This is a genomic window from Haloprofundus marisrubri (assembly GCF_001469955.1).
In the GTDB taxonomy this organism is placed as follows: domain Archaea; phylum Halobacteriota; class Halobacteria; order Halobacteriales; family Haloferacaceae; genus Haloprofundus; species Haloprofundus marisrubri.
Map to the genome: position 1 here is coordinate 261,729 of NZ_LOPU01000029.1, position 20,148 is coordinate 281,876.

Below are 20,148 nucleotides of genomic sequence, written 5' to 3' on the forward strand. Positions count from 1 at the left end.
ATCGGTGTCTTTGATAATGGAATGTGGACGTACTTTATTCGTGATGAGGTTTTGAAAGCCGACTGATGAGATATTGCTGTAACCACCTTGTCGCTCTCTTCTCATCTAAGTATCTCCAATTCCGACACCTCGCCTCATCGAATGGATAGAAATAAAAATAGCGCTTAGTTTCATATATTTATGAATATTGGGTTTCAAGGTACAATCGATTATGGAGGTCTTGGAAGATTCACTACTGAATTAGTCAAAGAGCTAGGACCTCTTTGCGACAATATTACTGTTTATCCAACTGCGGTCTCTGTTGAAGACCCCGAATCTCATCCTTGGTGGACCGATATTCCAGACAATGTCCAGATAGCTTCCAATAAGGGCTTGATCAAGAATTTTCTCCGAGACACAACTGAATTTCAAAAACACGACATAGTTCACATTAACTATGCTAGCTTCGGTTCTCCGGCTCTCTTATCCAGACTATTCACAAAAACACCTTACGTTTTCACGTTTCATTATGGTGGAGATCCGTCCACCATGTCCGATTCAATCAAATACTCGATCCAATACTCAATTGAGCAATCGATTTGCTTACCGATTATCTGTCGGTTCGGAAAAGCAGTTTCTGTTTCCGATTACAATTCCACCAGACTTCCAGATACTAGGGGCTCTGAGGTAGTCTACAATGGTGGTAGTCCGAGTCTATTTGGATCTGATAGTACTGATATACGCGAGCGATTCGACATCTCAAGGGAAAAAAAGATCATTCTATTCACAGGGAAGCTACACGGATTCAAAGACGGAGAAACTGTTATCGACGGGTTCGCAAAAGCGTGCCAACTCGTGGACGAGGAGTTAGAACTAGTACTGGCCACTGGATCTGGTGGGTATGACGAGACAACCATACATGATCATATAAGCAACCATACTACGTTAGCAGATAACATTACTATTGCAAAAGATATTACAGACTCTATTCTCAAATCTCTTTACGAAGAATCTGATGTCTTTGTATTCCCTTCTTACGCAGAATCATTCGGAATCGTGTTTTTAGAAGCTATGGAGGCTGGTACCCCAATTGTTCACTCAGATCAGGGTGCGGCTCCTGAAATCGTATCTAATGCTGGGTTGGAGATCGAGGCTAAGAATTCAGAGGAGTGCGCAGAGATGATTGTTCAAATAGTTACTAATAAGGATACTAAATCAGAACTTATCAACCGGGGACATGATCGCCGAAATGACTTTTCCTGGAACAAAGCAGCGCACGAATATTATAAAATATATGAGAATTTAGTCAAATGAGGGTCACAATGTTAACAAAGTGGTTAGTACCATGGAATGGAACGTGTCAAGTTTGTGTTCGAGTGGCAGAAGGTTTGGTTGAGCGTGGGCACGCTGTGTCTATCATAACGAATGAATCGGACACCAAAACCAATTGGATAGATGATAATATAAATATCGTCACCAAACCGAGAAAGCCAATTGAAGGATATAAAATAATCAAAGAACATATATCCAACTTCGGTCCAGATATTCTACACTCGCACGACAACATGGGCTATTACTTCGAATTATTTTCGATACCCCACGTAGTAACTAGCCATAGTAATTGGCCTCGTTCGTGGTTCTTAAGTAAGAAACACATTATCGAGGGGGTGGGGTTAGAAATACCCCATGATATTCTAATGCGCATGTCAGATAAAGTGGTATCTGTTTCTAATTATTCAAAATCGCAGTTACGCAAAAGGGGTATTGAATCGTCACGTGTGTATAATGGTATCACTGATAAAGTCAACGATCGAGAATACAATGATGGGGTCAATGCACTATTTGTTGGTCGTATTGGGCCGAGGAAAGGAAAACATCTCCCTGAAATCTGGAAATCGGTTACCGAACAGTCAAATAACTGTAATTTAGATGTCATTGGCTATCCTGCAGACAAGGGTTTAGTCAAGGAACTCAAGAATATTCAGGGAGTAACTATTCACGGTAGTGTTGATTCGATCAAACCGTTTTATCAAAGTTCAGATGTTCTGTTGTTCCCCTCTAGAGCCGAGGCGTGCCCACTAACCGTATTGGAGGCCCAACAAAATGGATGCCCAGTTATTGCATTTGACATCTGTTCCCATAGGGAACTGATTGATACTGGATCTACTGGGTCAGTCATTCCAGCCTACGAAACCACAAAATTCGCTCAGGAGGCACTTAGTTGGGCCAAAACTCACAACTCTGAAGTATCTAGCGCCTGTGAATCCTGGATTTCCAATAAATTTTCAAACGAAATGATGATCGATGAATACGTCAATATTTATCTATCTATGTTATAGTGATGTACCTACTTACGGAGTTTCTTTGAAACTTTTCTGACCGCTCTTTTTGCAATTACACGTCCGTCGTAACTCTTGGATTCCGCGTCCAAATTGAAAATATCCTCTCGAGCGTTTCCTGTCATACTACTAGGTACGGGTATATCAAGGAGCGCTAAGGAAGTCGGGGCAAAATCTTCAATGTTCATCTCGACGTCAGCGCCATCTGACCCTCCGCCTGCTGCAACAAATATACCATTCCGATCTTCTTCGGATGTATGGTTTCCAGGTTTTGGGGGTGTACTGAATATCTCGTTAGTTTTCATTGTTTGTGGATACTGTATTTGGTAATTATTTGATGGTAGAGCTGCTAAGTCTGGTCGGGTTTCGCTATGCTCACTACCGTAGATCTCTTCACCATAATACACTGAATCAATCACAAACTCTCCAGTATCCGGGTGTCTGATACTCAGTAATTCTTCACGCAATGACTCCCGAATTGAATCATAATTCTCCTCAGTAATCCAACCTAATGGATGGTTTTTCTGAGTGTTCAGGTAAATTTGCCCACCGCTAGCAATTGTGTATGCAGTAGTCTCGTCCCAGTCGTAATCAAAGCGAGAGATTGTTACTAAATCCTTCAGACTCTTCTTACTCTCCCCTTCAGAATCGGACGTTGCAACCAAATTTTTCAATTTTGAGAAGAGGCCTAATTTGTGGAGTACTGATTCAAAAGCATCGTACACATAGTTATATCCGACAACTTTCAAGCTAGTTTCGATTCCAGGCTTTAACTCTAGATATCCGTTGTTGTAGAGCCACGAGTTAAGATTGATTTGGTGATAAACAGAACTATGACCATGATCACTCAATATCATGATTACGTCTTCTTCATTTGATTGTTCAAAAAGCCATCCAATAAATTCATCGTACATTTCTAGAAGTTCGAGTGGCTTCTTTCCATACTTATCTACGAGTTCTGGTTCGTGGTGAGGATGGTCTTCATCTCGGATATGAGCTAAACAATGAAGGATAGAATCACTTCCAGAGAACACATATGTATAAAAGTCGCAATCCTTCTCATTTATTAGATACTTCCCAGTCCCCATCCGAATTCTTTCCATTTTAAATAAATCACTTAGATAGTTCTGAAGATCTTTCTCAGACTTATCAGGCGTATAGGGAGAATATGGGTAAAGTTCATAGTTTGCCACATTTTGTTCTACCGTGTCTTTGAGTTCTGGTGGATACATAAACTCACTACTTTGAGAGGACGTTACTAAATCACCAATATGGAACCCATCAGACTCTGACGGCGGATATCCAGGCATTAGGTTCATTACTCCTGATTTGATCCCTCTCTCATCAAGATAGTCCCAGATGGGTATCGAATTTTGATGAATTATATTTCCATCTGCAAATTTCGTATCGTAACTCCCCTCTTTTCTTAGCATAAAATTGTATATTCCATGCCCTCCTGGGTCACGACCTGTCGCAAAGCTACTCCATGCTGCCATTGAGAGAGGGGGTACAACAGTCTTAGTTGTTCCACTTGCTCCTATCGTTTTTAGATGATCTATGTTTTCGACAAATCCTCCAGATCTTGCTTCGTCAAGCAACCGTGGAGGCACTCCATCAATACCAATAACATACACGGTTCTATCCGTCATTCCATGTACCCCAGATCCTGAAGACGCTCTTGGACAGACTCCTCATTTAAACTAGACTTTTCACTTATGTCTGTTTCTTTATTGAGTTCCACCAGTGTCTTTTCAAGGACATAATCCATAAGTTCACTGCCATTTTTGAAGCCAGATAAATTGTCTGCTAGACGGTCATATTCCTCAAGATATTCTTCCTTAGCCTGCATATCTGTGATTTACGCATATCCTGATATAAAAGTGACCATACTAGTATCGTTTTCTTATAGACACTATCTTAGTGATTCGCATTGAATTATTGGACGATGAAATAATGTTCATCTTCTAGTTTACTTCCTGAGTAGGCATTTGACCGTTGAGCGACTAATGTGGTCGCTGAAAATTGTAGTAATGAGCGAATATTGCATAACATTGGCGTGCACTCAGCTGCTGCCCACGCATAGATTAGTTGACCCCACTAGAAAGATCGCCTGAAACAAGCGACCCACGCCGAGGAGGTGGAGAATCCCTCCTGTTTCCCCGAACGAGAGACCAGCACTGTGGAGGAGGACAGCGAACGGCCTGAGGGATCTCGCCATCTGCTCACGCTGCCAAGGCCCAAGCGTTGCAATGTCTGAAATCTCTGTGAGCAGGTTTCAGAGTAGCATGAACAACAGATTCTTTTACCTGCTCGTCTACATTTAGGCAGTGCGGTATAACCGATTGAGGAAGCCAGCATAGCTATACCCAGCATAACTATACAATCCTACTTGCTGGAATTATTGGCCGCTACCAAATAGAGGTGGAATTCACCGCTCGAATAGACCTTGTTTGCTTGAGTATCCCTTTTGACATGGTCGATTATCGGTCCATGATTGTATTTTGACCGATAATCGTATGCATACCAAAAATCATACTTTGTCAACCATATGTATGTAGGTTGATTCGTAGTTATATGTGATCGGTTTTTTCCGTAATCTGGATATTGATCATGCAGTGTAGGAGCCCGACCATTGGGGGCTAAGTGATTTACCCTATTGATGTCCTCTTCACCAATTACCGCAGAGGCATACCGGTGCTGTGTTGTCTGATAGTGCAGTATCCTCGAATCACTATTTTTGTACTGAAGATTATGTTCTGTGCCTGCTAACTCGGACTCCATAACTTGTACGTTAGTGCGGTCATTAACAGGGTCAAAGTATATTGTGGGCAAAGATACGACCGCAATGATAACGAATAAAACAGTAACGATTTTTGAGATACTTGGGTTGATTTCAGATATAGATGCGACTACTGGTCCCCCAAATATTAGAATTAAGACAAGTGGTCTGAGTGGATATATATTAATAACGTTTATAACCGCATTTCCAATCATAAATAAGCCAGTACCAAGCAACCAACAAACGACCATATAGTCACGCTTTGTTTGAACTGTTGTCCTCTCAGCTACATACAGTACGAAGATTAAATATACCATTGCGAGTGCAGATACAAGACCAAACAACACCACTGGAACATAAAGTGGGACCGCCAATTCAAGGAGAGAATATCCTGCACCAGTGGCTTCTGATGCTTCTGAAGAATAAGCAAAGAGTAGTGACGTCTCGCTGAGAAATTCATCAAGGTCAGTTAGGAAGGTGAACGCTCTAGAAACTGCGAGACGGAAAAAGAATTCAACACGGAAGGAGATCCACGAGAAGAGCAGTAATAAGAGAACTGCCGGCCAAATAGAGGATATTGTATCAATTTTTAGTTGATCCTCGACACCGGTCTGAGCGAACACGAACATCAAACTGAAAAACACAAGGAATCCGAATACTGTCAGTACGTGATAAAAGACCGCCGCGAATGAGGTTACGACAAATAATAATCGCATGCGCTTTTTGTCACTTGTTAATTCTATTCTGAAATACAATGACAAACAAAATGCAAGGAAAAACATCCCGAATAGATATGGTTTAAAATAGGTATAGTTCCCCGTATCTTTGGGAGCTGCGAACGGGAAGAGGAGTGGAGCAAGTAGCACCATGTGCCGCACAGACATTGACCAGTGGCGTTTGAGTAATATTCCTGCAGATATGAAAACGAAGAAAAATACCATGGGTGTTGCCATCATCACTTCAAATCGTGATAGACCAGTTATTTCAACTAAGCTGACAACTAAGAGGTGTGAATTTGGATAGACGTCAAATGTTGGTATTTGTCCGGTCATGAGTATATCTAGAATATCTCCAGTGTGGTCCATAGCATCCGTTTTTCGCCCATAGAAGTAATGATCAGCAGCTAATGGAATTGAAAGCAGGACCAGCAGATGTAATGTCAGGAGAGTATACAATTTATAAATCCACAACCCGTCTTTATTGTTATAAATTATTAAATATATGAGCAAGGCCAGGAAAGAAATGCCAAGAAAATAGCCGTAGGGGCTTATTGATGAGATCAGAGACTTATTGTGAGAGAACCCAATGCTGTGTATTCCGATAATAGAGATTATCAGAGAGATACCGCAGGAACCCAGCAATAGTTTTTCTTTTCCAGTTCCTTGGTTTCGATTCATGGCTTTCAGGTTGCCACCAACGATGGCATCCACCGAATAACACTTGATCGACTACCTCCGTCCTCAAGACTTCTCACAACACATAATTCGACAATGAGTGCCTCTGGAAGCTTATGTGCCATTCGTATGTACGTACGTGTTTGCCTGTAAGTATGTTTCCATCTTACCTCAGAGATAATTCACGAAAGCAGATAATACGACTCGCTTTATAGATTGTTTGTTTATGACCTGCAAATACGTCATTGATAACACTGTCTAGTTACCTTTTAGTTAGCACCCAATCATCAAACAATATATCTGGTCGTTGAAACCCGAAGTAGCGAATAATACCTCATCGGATATTAGCATCATATAATCAATGTCTATTGACAAAGCGACAGCCTACTCCATTGAATCCTAATCGTAGGACTCTCGTTTAATTGTAGAAGGACCGAATCGCAGGATGACTGGTCAAGGTGAGAAGTGAGTGTAGCTGATATGTATTATCTCGTCCGTCCATATGTTCGGCCACAATGCTATCGAATGTAGTTGTCGAAATTCCTGGCAGACGGTCTATAACATCGGTAGCTTCATCAAAATGATTACTGAAACTTGATGACTCACGTAAGAGAATAGAATGTTCCGGCCAAGATCCAGATGTCCTCCAAGAGATTGGTGTATCGCTTTGAGATAGTAGTCCACGGAGTCCGTTCAGATGTCGCCATAGATATCTAATGGAGAATGGATAATTAAGTGGCACTCCGGAATCTGCCCGCTCGATCCTCGATAACTTGGATGAGAGATTAGAGATCGTAGAATTGACAATTTCCTTACGTAGTCGCATGGAGACGGGGATCTGGTTTTGCAATTCCAAGAGTCTACGGTCGATGTATGGGTTTCTATATGGTTGCTGCTGGAGAAGACCCTCATGAAAAAAGAAGCTCCAAGAGTTCGATATAGGGTAGATATAAGCGAACAGTGCGGCGTTGGTTAAGGATGAGTACTGAATATGACCTATTGATAGACTGTCGCGCCTATTATCAATTGTTTGCGATAATATTTCTCTAGCGGTTACAACGGTATTTTCGTGAATTTGAGCGTTAGTTCTCACACGTCTAAAGGCATCCGCGTATCTCGTCGAAAAGTGGTAGCTTTTCGAATCGAGCAGCAACTCAATAAATTCTGGTAAAGATGATATAGTGACGTGGGTCGGAATTTCAACAACTTCGTCTGTTCTTGGTATTTTCACTTTCTTTTGAGGTACATAATTACTACCGAAGATGCTGTCGCTCCATAGTCCGGATAATACTATGTCTGAATCTATGTTATCAAACCCAATTGAGTGGCCCTCGCTGAAAGAACCATTAAAATTTGAATATTTTATTTTTGAATCAAGAATTTTAGGGTAGTAGTCTTTACTTCTTTTTAATAATTTAAATTCTCCTCCGCAGCACTCAGTGACTATTTTAGCTAATTGTGCTTCGTTATTCATAGACTCATTCATGTGATAACCAGTGAATGGCTGGCTTAGGCAACCCGCTATAAGTCTTGAATCACTCCCACCACTCATCAAGACACCAAGCTCAGTGTCTGGCTCTACCCGATCGCTAACTGCCTGAGTGAACAGATACTGGAATTTGTCTACGAATTCACTAAATGAATGATCTCTGGGATCATATGTTGGTCGCCAATATACGTATTCATTCGAGATCTCATTGTTCATCAAATCATAGGTCAAAACAGATGCAGGGTGTGTTTGGTGAATATCCTCGAACAGGGTATTAGTACCAAGCGTACGCTCAAAAAGAAGATACTCGTATATACGAGATTTCGAGATCTCTGTCGAATGTTCCGAAATGGTAGAGATTGATGTGCTGAATATGATCGATTCTGATTCACAAATATAATATACAGGTCTAGAACCAAGATGATCTGAAATAATCGAGACTTCTTTTCTTTCCGGGTTATACATAATCGCACAAAATTCTCCGTTTAGTTCTTGTATTACCTCTCTACCATGTTGGTCATAGAGATCCGATAGGTAATTTGCAGAACCAGAAATAATTGATCCAGTTCGGCGTTTGTACTCCTCTCCTGAAAAGTACCCGTATATGTCTCCCCAAACCCAAAAATGAGTATTATCACTAGAGACCGCAGGTTGGTGATTATTTCTTTGCGTATGATACGATGTGTTTACCACACCCTCTTCTGTCTTATACGAATCTTCATTTTCTGAGGTGCTCTCCCAGTCAACTCTGACATCTAAATTGTCACCAAATACTCCGCTAACCCCAATCATAATCACAGATATCTATAGGATGACCAAAACATTTCTTATATAGATATGCCGCGTTAGAGAGTCAGATATAGCTGCATCACTTCGACACGTCCATATACAAGTTCCTGAACTGTTTAACTATCGCCTTTTTATCAAATTTTCTGAGTTGACTTGGTATCTCATTTTTATATTTGTCATAATGAGATAGTATCTCATCAAATCTGGTAGCCAGTTGGCTGGAGCTTCCCGGTTCATAGGTTAGACCAGCGTTTCCTAGGATATACTCCACACTGCCAACTTCTGATGATAGAACAGGAGTCTGGCTAGCCATTGCTTCCAAGAACACCCTTCCAAAGGGTTCATCCCAGAGACCTGGATAGACAAACAAGTCAGATTCAGAATACCACTTTGGTAGTCTCTCGTAATCTACAAACCCTTTCCAAACTATGTATTCGTCTACACCAAGGGCATCTGCTAGCTTTCGGAGTTTGTTCTCATAAGATCCTGAACCGATAATCCGAACCGTTGGCGTATACCCATTTTCTACGATTTGAGGAAGAGCCCGAATAAGATCTTGGACCCCCTTTTTCTCTTCCAATCTTCCAACGGTTAGGACGGTAGGTGACTCAACATCAACCTTGGTTTCATCATCTGATGGATCATTATAGAACGACTTATCATAAAAGTGAGGAATAACTTTCATTTTATCGCTGGAAAATCCCAGAGAATCGTAATCCGATTTTAGATGAGGAGACAAACAGTGGTATACTGAAATGTTGTCTTTTCCTTCCATTGAGTCTTTAGTTAACTTCGATTGGTAGAGCGACGTATAATTTGATTTTATTTCCTCTCGAAAGCCTTGGTTGCGTTTGATTGAACTCCTCAAAACACAACCTGTGCACTTCAGAACTTGTGGACCACTACATTTGCTGTTGTTCAGAAACCGCAAATCTTCTTTTGGACAGACAGGGCGATACGAGTTGAGCGTAACAATTGTAGGAGTATCGACATCATTGAGAGGGTAGATATACTCTGAACAGTAGGAGTGCACAAGGTCGTGTTCCGAAAGTTGGGTTTTAAGCGTTGATAGAGACTTGATTTTGTTATGTAGTGGGTGTGGCATAGTCCCTAGGTCGTCCAAGATCACGTACTCCACTTTATTTACAGCTGGCAATTTCTGATAATCAACACTATCATTTGACAAGATATATACTGTCAAATTGAAATGCTTGGACATTTCTTCAATTAATAATGTCGATGTTTGTACCGACCCTGTGCCCCCGTGACCGGGCCGATCAACAGGTATAAATCCTAAATCAATCTCCATAATCTTGATTCTGTATTTGTTCACTTATAAATAACGTATCTGTCATTACTAAGTCAATCTAAGTGGCCATTTTTGATTTCAGTACCATTCGATGCGGGGCCTTCAACTCAGACGTACGAACCGAACGAGCACGCCAGGGTGGTTGACAGAGATCATTTACGATCAATATCAAGTTAGTATCTACCCAGAACCCTATGCAGACTCGTCAAGAAACCAAGTCGTAGGATCCGATCGCGTAGTGGTTACCAATAAACCGAACCCACCAGTTACGATTGCCGTCGAAACTGTAGCCCACACGAGCGCGAACACTCCAATGAGCGCCCAGAGAGGTGCCGAGAGATGAACCATCGTGATTAGCCCACAGATTAGTGCTGCAGACCCCGCAGTAGTTGCCGCGGCGATTTCTCCGTATACACTTCGAACAGGAACCGTCGAAATCAAACCTCGTAGATTCCGAAGGCGCGGTTCTGGAACCCCACTACCATCTGAAACCAGGGTCTTCTGGTTATTTACAACGTGGTAGCGATAGTCGGAGGGATCAGCACGTCGATCGAAAATATCCCACTCTCGAAGATCTTTGACTCACGCTCTGACCATTTCTTCTTTCGCTCGCATACTTTTCTTACAGTCAGCGTCAAAAATCGCCTCTCGAAACTCCCAATTGGAGACTTCAGCTTCACCTTTGCTGTCTCCATAGCCGAGCAAGTATAGAGGTGTAGAAAGTTGGACTGCGACCAACAGTGTTACTGATCCCCCTCGTTTCGTGTGATTTCAGAAGGTACGGCTGTCTGCTGTCAGCGTTGGAAACCCACTGAAAGTGTTTACAAGGCGGCTTACAGCGAACAAAAACCGCAGTCAAAATTCCTACTCTGCGATCGAACTCAGGAAGAAGGATCCGAAGATCATCTGAATCCCGAGGATGATGGCGGTGAAGGCCGCGATGTTGGCCTCTGCAACAGGAATCGATGCGAATCCTGCGGTGAACCACTGCCCAACAACGAGCGCGGCGTACGCTGCCCCGGCGGCGAAGACTGCAAGTCCAATCGTTGCGCCACGTTCGAGGCTCACACGCTGGGTGAGCCACGTCGTGAAGGGGTCGTTTGCTTTCTGGATTGGGTCACTCGCAACGGTCGCAAAGGCTCCGAGGCTTGCAACCTGATACCCGACGAGTGTCATGAGGCTGCCGGCGATCATCGAGTTAAGTCCGAGCGAGGCAGGCCCAAGCTGGACACCCGTGTATGCGAGTCCCATGACGAGCATGCCCAGTGCACCGAGAAGCATTCCTGGAATTGAGAAGAGCTGTCCAGGGGCATTGACGAGCATGAATTTGACGTGGCGCCAGCCATCGGAGAAGCTCTCGAGCGTTGCCTCACCCTCGCGTGGGTGGTACGTGATTGGAATCTCTTCGATTTCCAAATCTTTCGCGCCGGCTTCCATGATCATCTCGGAGGCGAACTCCATCCCTGTCGACTGGAGGTCCATTGTCTCGAGTGCGTCTTTCGAGAAGACACGCATGCCAGAGTGGGCGTCGCTGACGCCTGCGCGGTAGAAGACGTTGAGGAACTTCGTCAGCAACGGATTCCCGATGTGCTCGTGAAGCTTCGGCATCGACCCGGGCAGAATCTCGCCTTCGAGGCGGCTTCCCATGGCCATGTCGGCGTCACCGTTCGCCACGAGATCATAGAGCTTCGGCAGCTCTTCGAAGTCGTACGTACAGTCGGCGTCGCCGATGGCAATGTAGTCACCACGGGCACGCTCGAAGGCGTACATGTACGCATACCCGTATCCTGGCTTGTCCGGGACGACGACGCGTGCACCGAGTGCGTTTGCAATCTCGGGTGTTCGGTCAGTGGAACTGTCACTGACGATAATTTCGCCGGTCATCTCGAGGTCGACGAGTGCGTTCTTGATACGGCGGACACACTCTGCGATGCCCTGTTCTTCGTTGAGGGTGGGCATCACGATGGTGAATTCAGGCGTCTTCTGACTATCCTCGTCGACGAGATATTTGTCGCCGGGATGGTCGCTTACGATATCGTCTGGAACGTCAATCGTGGTGGATTGTGAGTTCCGGAGTGGATTTGCGTTTGTTTTTTGCGTTGACATTTTGTATTGAATTCCCCCCCTTGACACATAGGGTGTATGCGACCTGAATGGCCGCAAAAGGATAGCGAAACAGAACGTCTTGTCACACTAACCTATCTCTGAAAAGTAGTGAATACTGCTACTACTAAAGAGTTGCTTTCGTGATAATACTCTAAGAAGGTAGAAGTCTCTGATTCGTCGATAATTTACATGGTCCTTAATGTGGTAGTCTCTCCGAACTCAACTCAAAGCGGCGACCCGCACTCGGGACAGTTCATCATAATCGACATCGAGAGCATTCCCGTCTCTTCACGAGAGACCGAAATACCACAGGTTCGGCACCGTAGCTTGCTTTGCTCGGACTCATCCCCGTGCCGTTTGGTATCACGCTGACTGGAGGCCATCTACTCAAGAATCACATATGAGCTACCTAATAACTCTTTCCCACAGTACTGTTAGCTCAGCAGTAAACAATCGAAGACTGGAGTTACAGCAAAAGTCCAGTCGGTAGCACTCACATTACAATGCCGACAGATACTCTATCAGTGTCTATGGGAGTTAGACGGACTTTCACACTCGCCGTCCATCGCTGGCTCATTCGCCGCGGCCTCATCGAACACCCATGGGCAGGGAAGTCTGAGTCACAGATTCAGACGCAGACAGATATCGAACCACAGAACCTCGATGAGGATCCTGAAATCTCATCTAATCTCCACTACAGTCTCAAAGAGTGGCGATAACGAGACATTCACGATTTTTTATGAACTTGGCAATAGTTGAGTCAACTCAATAGTCAACATAGTAAGGTTCTTACTTATCAAGGGCTGGTACGCTCCTATGCAAGCGATTGTACTCGCTGGAGGGTACGCAACCCGCCTCTGGCCACTAACCAAAGACCGTCCGAAAATGCTGCTGCCAGTCGGTGAGACGACAGTCATCGACGAGCTGCTTTCGGACCTCGAAAACGACGACCGTATCTCGGACGTCTTCGTGAGCACCAACGAACGCTTCGCCCCGGACTTCGAGACCCACCTCGAAGAATCCGAGTTCGAGAAACCACGGCTCTCCGTCGAGGAGACGGTCGAAGAAGACGAGAAGTTCGGTGTCGTCGGTGCACTCGCCCAACTCATCAACCGTGAAGGCCTCGAAGACAACGACGAGGATCTCGTCGTCGTCGCCGGAGACAACCTCTTTAGTTTCGACCTCGACGAGTTCATCGACCACTTCGAAGAGCAGTCTACGCCATCGCTTGCGGCGTACGACGTCGGATCAAAAGAGAAGGCCAAAGCGTACGGTCTCGTCGAACTCGACGACGGTGAGGTTGTAAATTTCCAAGAGAAACCTGAGAACCCCAACAGTACGCTCGTCTCGCTTGCTTGCTATGCGTTCCCCTCGGAGGTGCTCTCACAGTTCGACGAGTACCTCTCTTCAGACAACAACCCAGACGAACCGGGTTGGTTCCTCCAGTGGCTGCAGTCGCGACAAACCGTTCGTGCGTTCACGTTCTCGGGTGCGTGGTTCGACATTGGCTCTGCAGACGGCTATCTCGAAGCGATTGATTGGGCGCTCGCCGGCGAACCGCTCATCGCCGACGACGCCACCGTCGAAAACTCACGTCTCGAAGGGAGTGTCCAAGTGCTTCCCGGTGCAACCGTGAGTGACTCTACACTCGCTCGTTCGGTAGTCTTCCCGAACAGCCAGGTCACGAACGCATCCGTCGACGACACTGTAATCGACTCCGAAGCAACCGTCGAGAACATCGACCTCTCCGAGAGCGTTATTGGGTCGTACACGACGGTCGCACAAGACGCAGAAGACGAAGCAGAGTCAGCCGAGGAAGCGACTGAAGTCGTACAGAACTAACTCACCACGTTAGCCCGTCGTACTCGATTCCCTCACGGCGGGTAATCACACGGCGGCCATCGACCACAATCGGATTTTTCATCGCCTCGACTTCGTCATCAAGGGCAGCAAACTCATCCCAGTCAGTCACGACAACCGCTCCATCAGCATCGGAGAGTGCATCAGAAGCGCTGTCAGCGTACTCGATATCTGGGAACCGTTCCTGCATGTTCTCGGCTGCAACAGGATCATACGCGACGACGGTTGCACCTCGCTCCAGCAAGCCCTCGATGACTGGTATCGCACGGGAGTGACGAATGTCGTCAGTCCCTGGTTTGAACGAAAGCCCAAGCACAGCAATCTGTGTTCCGTCGACATCGGTCCGGTCATCAAGCAACGAGAGCAGTCGTTCTGGTTGTTTCTCGTTTACGCCGACTGCCGCCTCGAGCAGTTGCGGGTCATAGCCTACCTCTTGTGCAGCGGTGATGATGGCGGCTGTGTCTTTTGGGAAACACGAACCACCCCAGCCAACGCCACTCCGCAAGAAGCGTTCACCAATTCGGTCGTCGAGTCCGATTGCATCTGCGACCTCGTAGGCATCGACACCGAATTCTTTACAGATGTTCCCAAGTTCATTGACGAGACTGATCTTGGAGGCGAGAAAGGCGTTGTTCGCGTACTTAATCATCTCTGCCTCCCTAATTCCGGTTTCAACAACCGGGATCTCGCTGTCATTTTCTTCTTGCAGCGGCGCATACAACTCGTGCAGCAGACTCGCCGCCTCACCCTCGTTCACACCGAACACGAGTTTGTCTGGATCTTGAAGGTCTGAGACTGCGCTGCCTTCTCGGAGGAACTCAGGGTTCATCCCGATGAGGAGGTCCTCGCCCAGCGTCTTGCCTGATGCATCAGCGACAATCGGGGCAAGGACGTCTTCGGTGGTTCCGGGGACAACCGTACTCTTGGTGACAACGAGGTGCGTCTCGTCTGTTTCTGCAAGTGTCTCTCCTAGGGTTCGCGCACCAGCCTCGATAATTCCGGTATTAATGTGGCCATCTTCATCCGACGGAGTCGGGAGCGCGAGAAACGTAACGTCAGTCTCCAGTACACGCTCGTAGTCAGTTGTCGCCCGAAGTCGATTGCCTCCATGTTCTGCAATCAACTCATCCAGTCCCGGTTCGTGGATGGGGGCGTCACCGGCTTCGATTTGTGAGATGATTGATTCGTCGATGTCGACGTTGACGACTTCATGGCCGAACTCCGCAAGACAAGCAGCGAGGGTGGTCCCAACGTATCCGCTCCCGATGATGCTGACGCGCATTGCTCAGGGTGTGGATATGACCACGTAAGAATGTTCAGGAGATAATCCAGACAATCCAAACACTCTGTTATTGTGAAAAGACTTACGTGCAATTAGTTCCGCGAGTGTGCTATGAAGGCAGTCGTCCTCGCAGCCGGCAAGGGAACCAGGCTCAAGCCACTGACCGATAACAAACCGAAAGGCCTCGTCGAAGTCGACGGGGAACCAATCTTGACGCACTGTTTCGAGAAGCTCGCACACCTCGGGGCAGACGAGTTCATCGTCGTTGTCGGCCACGACAAAGAACAGATTATCAGCTACTACGGCGACGAAGTCCAGGGCGTTCCCATCACCTATGCCCACCAGCGTGAACAAAACGGACTCGCACACGCCCTCCTTACTGTCGAGGACCACATCGACGACGACTTCGTGTTGATGCTCGGTGACAACATCTTCGAGGCAAACCTCGGTGACGTCATGCGACGCCAGCAAGAACAGCGCGCCGACGCCGCGTTCCTCGTTGAGGAAGTTCCCGAAGAAGAAGCCAGTCGCTACGGTGTCTGTAACACGAACGACTACGGCGAGATTACTGAAGTTATCGAGAAACCCGACGAACCCCCGACGAACCTCGTGATGACTGGCTTCTATACGTTCTCACCGGAGATTTTCCACGCCTGCCATCTCGTCCAGCCTTCCGACCGTGACGAGTACGAAATTACGGACGCAATCAACCTGCTGTTGCAGAGTGGCCGGACGATCGATGCACTGCGTATCGATGGCTGGCGCGTTGACGTCGGTTACCCAGAGGACCGTGACGAGGCCGAACGTCGGCTACAGGACCAAGAAGTGACCGCTGCAAACTAGTTAGTCGTACAGCAGTTGCCTTTCTGTAGGGCTGTCTCAGTAGTGTAGACTCGTTTTGTCGTCTGCAGGCAACAAACACCTCTTACACCTCGTTGCATCTCGCTGGACAGTGATCGACGAAACGGAACGAGGTATAAGCGCGTGTGTTCGCGTTCAACCGTTTGACCGTGATGAGCACAGAATCACGGATCCGACCAACCTCTCCTTGTAGAGTTGCTGGATGATCAATGCACTGCGCATTGGTGGCTGGTGTGTCGACGTCGACTATTCAGAATAGAACCGGCTAGTGAGTGCGGATACGCCACCTAACAAGGGAGCAAAACGGTTCTGTCGAAATCCTCAGAATCAGACCGAAGCGACGTGCTGAATAGAGAGGGTGAACCTCGCACTCGCGAATGTCAACAATTGGAATTTTGGTGGCTAGGGAATCGGGTCAAAATAGTACTGAGAAAACACTTAATCGCCAGGCAAACGATTGGTGTTATGACTGTCTCAGTGGTTCCTGCGGAGCCACACCACGTCGATGGAATTTGTCGTGTCTGTGCTGAAGGATGGCGGGAAACTTACTCGGGCATCCTTCCCGAGCAAGAGATCGAAGCGACCATTGAAGATTTCTACACTCCCGAACAGGTGGCACAGGAGGTAAACTCGCCAGAAGACTGGGACGGTTGGCTTGTCGCGCTTGAACATGACGAAGTAGTTGGCGCAGGTGGTGGTGGCCTCACTGACCCGTCTACTGGAGAAGTATTTGTCCTATACGTTGACCCAACGATGAAACGAAGAGGAATTGGCTCTCATCTGCTCGAATCAATAACAGCGCAACAACGAGAGCAGGGGGCAACGGAGCAGTGGGTCTCCATTGTTCCAGACAACGATATTGGCAAATCATTCTATCTGAAACACGATTTTGAAGTCGTAGGCCAGCGAGAGGCATACGGTGAAGCGAGCGATAGAGATTCGCTTCGACTCAAACGCTTCGTCTAATCGGGTCGCAGTAGAAGACTGACCGACTTGCGCTCTGTATTCAGTATCGGCCTCTGCAAATTATCCACTTACGAGAGTTTCAACAGAGCCAGCAAAAACTGCCTTAGAGCCAACAACCAGATGTGAGAAAATAGTCATCTGATACCTGAAAACCAGAATAAGTATCGGGAGTGATGTAACAGACGTAGTGATGTTACCGACAATTTGACGAAGAGTTAAAAATTCGAGAACGTACTGACTTAGACAGAGGACAGCCACGCAGATACAAGGAGATGTCCATGCAGTGCTCGTCGTTCACCTGCTTCTTTGGACCATGTACTCGGTCCCAACGGTAAATACACTCTACTCGGTCATCTGATCACTGGGTAACGTACAGTGAGTAGGCGATAACCGCGAACCCGATGGCCGTCAACGCGTTTTCGGCAATAAGCGCATTATGTGTACTGAACAGTAAGAGTTGGTCTCCAACACCGGCGAGAAGAGATCCAAAGGTGACGATGCCGAACCCTGCAGCGAGATACGTCAGTCCCTTCCAGCCGCTTTTGCGAGCTGCCGAAAAGGCGGTGTAGGTGATGAACCCACCAATGAGCAGTGTAATCGTTTTGAGAACGATAACGAGAAACGGTATTTCGCTAGTCATAATTCCTCGCTCATACGCGACCAAAACTGTGCGAGCTGATGGTCTGCAGGCTGTCGAACAGTTCCGAGTTCGAGTTCAATCTCGCCGTCTTCTTCGAACATGACTGCCACACCCGTAATCGAACGCTCGTAGGTGTTCACGTGATGGCCGTCGGACCGAATTTCTGTGTCTTCGCGGACGAGACCAGCATCAGAGAGTGCTTGCAGTTTGCGGTATGCAGTTGTCTGGGAGAACTCCGACATCTCAGAGACGTCCTTTGCGTTGCGTGGCTGCTCAAGATCTTTGAGTATCTCTCGACACCCGGGGTCTGCAAGCGTTTCGAGTACGGTTTGCAGTTCTGTACTGGGTGGAGACTCACTGGGCATGTTTGTCGACACTTGAGAGATCGCATTGTGACTCCCTGTAAGAGGCAACTCCGATTGGTTCGTGTCTGTGAGGGCTGGCCATCTTGGGGGGTGAACATCAATTGGCGACGACTGAGGTAGCGTGTTAGTGAGGGTGCTGTCTGTGTGAGATTCGATAGTCGTACTACCGATTGGATGTCATTGCCCCAATATAAAGTAGAAGTGATGATTTCCAGATGTTGAAAATCATCCCCCTTATTGTTCGGCGCAGCGCCCGATGGTCAAATTGCAATGAAACAGTCCCCGACCCGGAGACGGTACCTCAAGACTGCAGGACTTGCCAGTCTCGCCGTAACAGCAGGCTGTACTACCAGTGGGAATTCTGGGCAAGTCGCCGGCGGTGCTGGTGATAAGTCGACAGAAACTGACACAGAGACACAGTCACCAACCACCGACGCTCCACAGTCAACTCCCGAAGAGTCCTTAGAAGAGTGGCTTGCAGACGCGAATGGATACGATGGAGAGGTCATTCGCCACGGCAAAGGATCGAAGCCAACAATCTGGGTTGGGAATCCTGTCGATGACGAGTGGGCGTTCGACCCACCCGTAATCGAAGTTCCTCCCGAAACGTTTGTCGAGTGGGATTGGACTGGCCACGGCGGCCAACACAACGTGGTCGCCCTCGACGGTACGTTCGATAGTGGGCGGACGAACGCCCAGAAGGGAACGTCGTACGAATACCTCTTCTTGCCCGAAGAGACTGGGGTGTATCGGTTCGTCTCCGAACCACATCGTGACGAGGGCATGAAAGGCGCAGTCATCGTCAAAGAGCCACCAACTACTGGCATCGAGGAAGTCGACGAGTGGGTTCAGTTGAGCAACACCTTCGACGGCACCATCACCGACAAAACGAATACGGACACCACGACCATTACTACCGGAGCCGAAGGCAACCGCGGGACGTTTGCGTTCGATCCGGTAGTATTGAAGATCTCTTCAGGAACGACTGTGCAATGGGAGTGGGCAGAGGATAGTGGTCCACACACCGTCGCCTTCGAGGATATCGACGTCAGGACGGACGAAGTCTACACTGAGGCAGGCGTTCACTTGGAGTACACCTTCGAGGAGAAGGGCATCTACCGATACGCCTGCGAACCGCACGAGTCACTCGGGGGACGAGGAGCCATCATCGTCGAATAGCGTCCTGAGCCACACAACTCAACGACTCGCCATCACTCGCGGTTTTCAGTATTCGTTGGCATGCCTGTCACTGTTTTTTGACGTAGAACTCTACCAGCGGCGTTTCTCGTAGCCATAGCAAGGAATCCATGCTTCGACAAAAGTGACCGACTAGGCTGATACAAGTGGTCGTAGGGTACGGGTTGTCTCCAGCATCGGACTGTTTTCTGCATCAAGCGAACACCCTTTTTCTTCGCTCACAGCACCCTGTTTGCTCCTTGAGGGCCGACGGTTCACATCACACAAGAGATGGTAAGGAAGATGCCAAGGAGTGTTAGCACAATGCCGACGCCACGAGTGAGATTGACTTTCCATTCTGTGGGCTCGACTGGTCCTGCGGGTTTGCGTCCGATCGCATCAAGTAGTTCTTCGGAGCGAGCGATTTGGTAGGGCCAGATGGCAGCAGGCACCCCGAAGATGAGACAACCACTGCCCCATACGATTGAGTCGGGTGAACACATACCCTCCAAGGTTGTGTCGAAAGTAAAAGTCGTACCGGTGTTTGGTGTGAGATAACATACGATGTACATCTCGAATGTCACCGTATTCGAACACCAGAGAAAGGACCAATACACCGGTATCAAAGCGCTTTTTGTCAGACTGAGTGCCTCTGGGGCAGTCACATCGCATTTTAGTTATCACGGGCTACGAGTGTGATTTCGTCTTCAATCGGGCTTTGAGAAGTCAATCTCCACTCGCAACACACCGAGATTGAACAGCGATGCTTACCAGAGGTTGCAATTCTATTTAGGATCGCTATTCTGCAATTGTA

The 20,148-nt window shown here is 47.1% G+C and carries 15 protein-coding genes; 6 read left to right on the forward strand and 9 right to left on the reverse strand.

All coding sequences use genetic code 11. The features are described 5' to 3' along the window. The first annotated feature begins 180 nt into the window (after positions 1-180). Positions 181-1,293 carry a glycosyltransferase family 4 protein gene (locus AUR64_RS20075; protein ID WP_082230747.1) on the forward strand — a complete coding sequence of 371 codons (1,113 nt, stop codon included), beginning with the start codon at positions 181-183 and terminating at the stop codon, positions 1,291-1,293. Between the two features lie 8 nt (positions 1,294-1,301). After that, positions 1,302-2,318, forward strand: a complete 1,017-nt coding sequence (locus AUR64_RS20080) for a glycosyltransferase (protein ID WP_162265539.1) — start codon at positions 1,302-1,304, stop codon at positions 2,316-2,318. An 8-nt stretch (positions 2,319-2,326) separates the two neighbouring features. Here AUR64_RS20080 and AUR64_RS20085 read toward each other — a convergent pair whose 3' ends face one another. The 6 genes from AUR64_RS20085 to AUR64_RS11810 form a co-directional block, all read right to left on the reverse strand. Further along, positions 2,327-3,967 carry an alkaline phosphatase family protein gene (locus AUR64_RS20085; RefSeq protein WP_082230750.1) on the reverse strand — a complete coding sequence of 547 codons (1,641 nt, stop codon included), beginning with the start codon at positions 3,965-3,967 and terminating at the stop codon, positions 2,327-2,329. Beyond that, positions 3,964-4,167, reverse strand: coding sequence for a hypothetical protein (locus AUR64_RS11795; RefSeq protein WP_058582148.1), 204 nt, complete (start codon positions 4,165-4,167; stop codon positions 3,964-3,966). The genes AUR64_RS20085 and AUR64_RS11795 overlap by 4 nt, the downstream gene beginning before the upstream one ends. A gap of 536 nt (positions 4,168-4,703) precedes the next feature. Continuing rightward, complete coding sequence (locus tag AUR64_RS20500; RefSeq protein ID WP_155120588.1) at positions 4,704-6,527, reverse strand: hypothetical protein; 1,824 nt, start codon at positions 6,525-6,527, stop codon at positions 4,704-4,706. A 382-nt stretch (positions 6,528-6,909) separates the two neighbouring features. After that, complete coding sequence (locus AUR64_RS20095; RefSeq protein WP_082230752.1) at positions 6,910-8,772, reverse strand: asparagine synthase-related protein; 1,863 nt, start codon at positions 8,770-8,772, stop codon at positions 6,910-6,912. 76 nt (positions 8,773-8,848) lie between these two features. Then, entirely contained in the window at positions 8,849-9,544 is a 696-nt protein-coding gene (locus tag AUR64_RS20755) for a glycosyltransferase family 4 protein (protein WP_162265540.1), read from the reverse strand. A gap of 1,398 nt (positions 9,545-10,942) precedes the next feature. Continuing rightward, positions 10,943-12,184, reverse strand: coding sequence for a glycosyltransferase family 2 protein (locus tag AUR64_RS11810; RefSeq protein ID WP_082230753.1), 1,242 nt, complete (start codon positions 12,182-12,184; stop codon positions 10,943-10,945). Between the two features lie 816 nt (positions 12,185-13,000). Between AUR64_RS11810 and AUR64_RS11815 the strand changes: the two genes are divergently transcribed. After that, positions 13,001-14,026 (forward strand): sugar phosphate nucleotidyltransferase, encoded by a 1,026-nt coding sequence (locus tag AUR64_RS11815; RefSeq protein ID WP_058582151.1) that lies wholly within the window; start codon positions 13,001-13,003, stop codon positions 14,024-14,026. A gap of 1 nt (position 14,027) precedes the next feature. On the opposite strand, the gene aglM is transcribed toward AUR64_RS11815, so the two are convergent. After that, positions 14,028-15,326 carry a UDP-glucose 6-dehydrogenase AglM gene (gene aglM, locus AUR64_RS11820; RefSeq protein ID WP_058582152.1) on the reverse strand — a complete coding sequence of 433 codons (1,299 nt, stop codon included), beginning with the start codon at positions 15,324-15,326 and terminating at the stop codon, positions 14,028-14,030. Between the two features lie 111 nt (positions 15,327-15,437). Here aglM and aglF point away from each other — a divergent pair, with 111 nt between their 5' ends. Beyond that, positions 15,438-16,169: a UTP--glucose-1-phosphate uridylyltransferase AglF gene (aglF, locus tag AUR64_RS11825; protein ID WP_058582153.1), complete on the forward strand. Its 732-nt coding sequence runs from the start codon at positions 15,438-15,440 to the stop codon at positions 16,167-16,169. 483 nt (positions 16,170-16,652) lie between these two features. Next, positions 16,653-17,153: a GNAT family N-acetyltransferase gene (locus AUR64_RS20100; protein ID WP_082230755.1), complete on the forward strand. Its 501-nt coding sequence runs from the start codon at positions 16,653-16,655 to the stop codon at positions 17,151-17,153. 358 nt (positions 17,154-17,511) lie between these two features. Here AUR64_RS20100 and AUR64_RS11835 read toward each other — a convergent pair whose 3' ends face one another. Both AUR64_RS11835 and AUR64_RS11840 read right to left on the reverse strand, forming a co-directional pair. Next, positions 17,512-17,793 carry a DUF7521 family protein gene (locus AUR64_RS11835; protein WP_058582155.1) on the reverse strand — a complete coding sequence of 94 codons (282 nt, stop codon included), beginning with the start codon at positions 17,791-17,793 and terminating at the stop codon, positions 17,512-17,514. Beyond that, entirely contained in the window at positions 17,790-18,158 is a 369-nt protein-coding gene (locus AUR64_RS11840) for a winged helix-turn-helix domain-containing protein (RefSeq protein WP_071391270.1), read from the reverse strand. The genes AUR64_RS11835 and AUR64_RS11840 overlap by 4 nt, the downstream gene beginning before the upstream one ends. 270 nt (positions 18,159-18,428) lie before the next feature. On the opposite strand from AUR64_RS11840, the gene AUR64_RS11845 reads away from it, so the two are divergent. Continuing rightward, positions 18,429-19,337 (forward strand): halocyanin domain-containing protein, encoded by a 909-nt coding sequence (locus tag AUR64_RS11845; RefSeq protein ID WP_082230757.1) that lies wholly within the window; start codon positions 18,429-18,431, stop codon positions 19,335-19,337. The last annotated feature ends 811 nt before the right edge of the window (positions 19,338-20,148 follow it).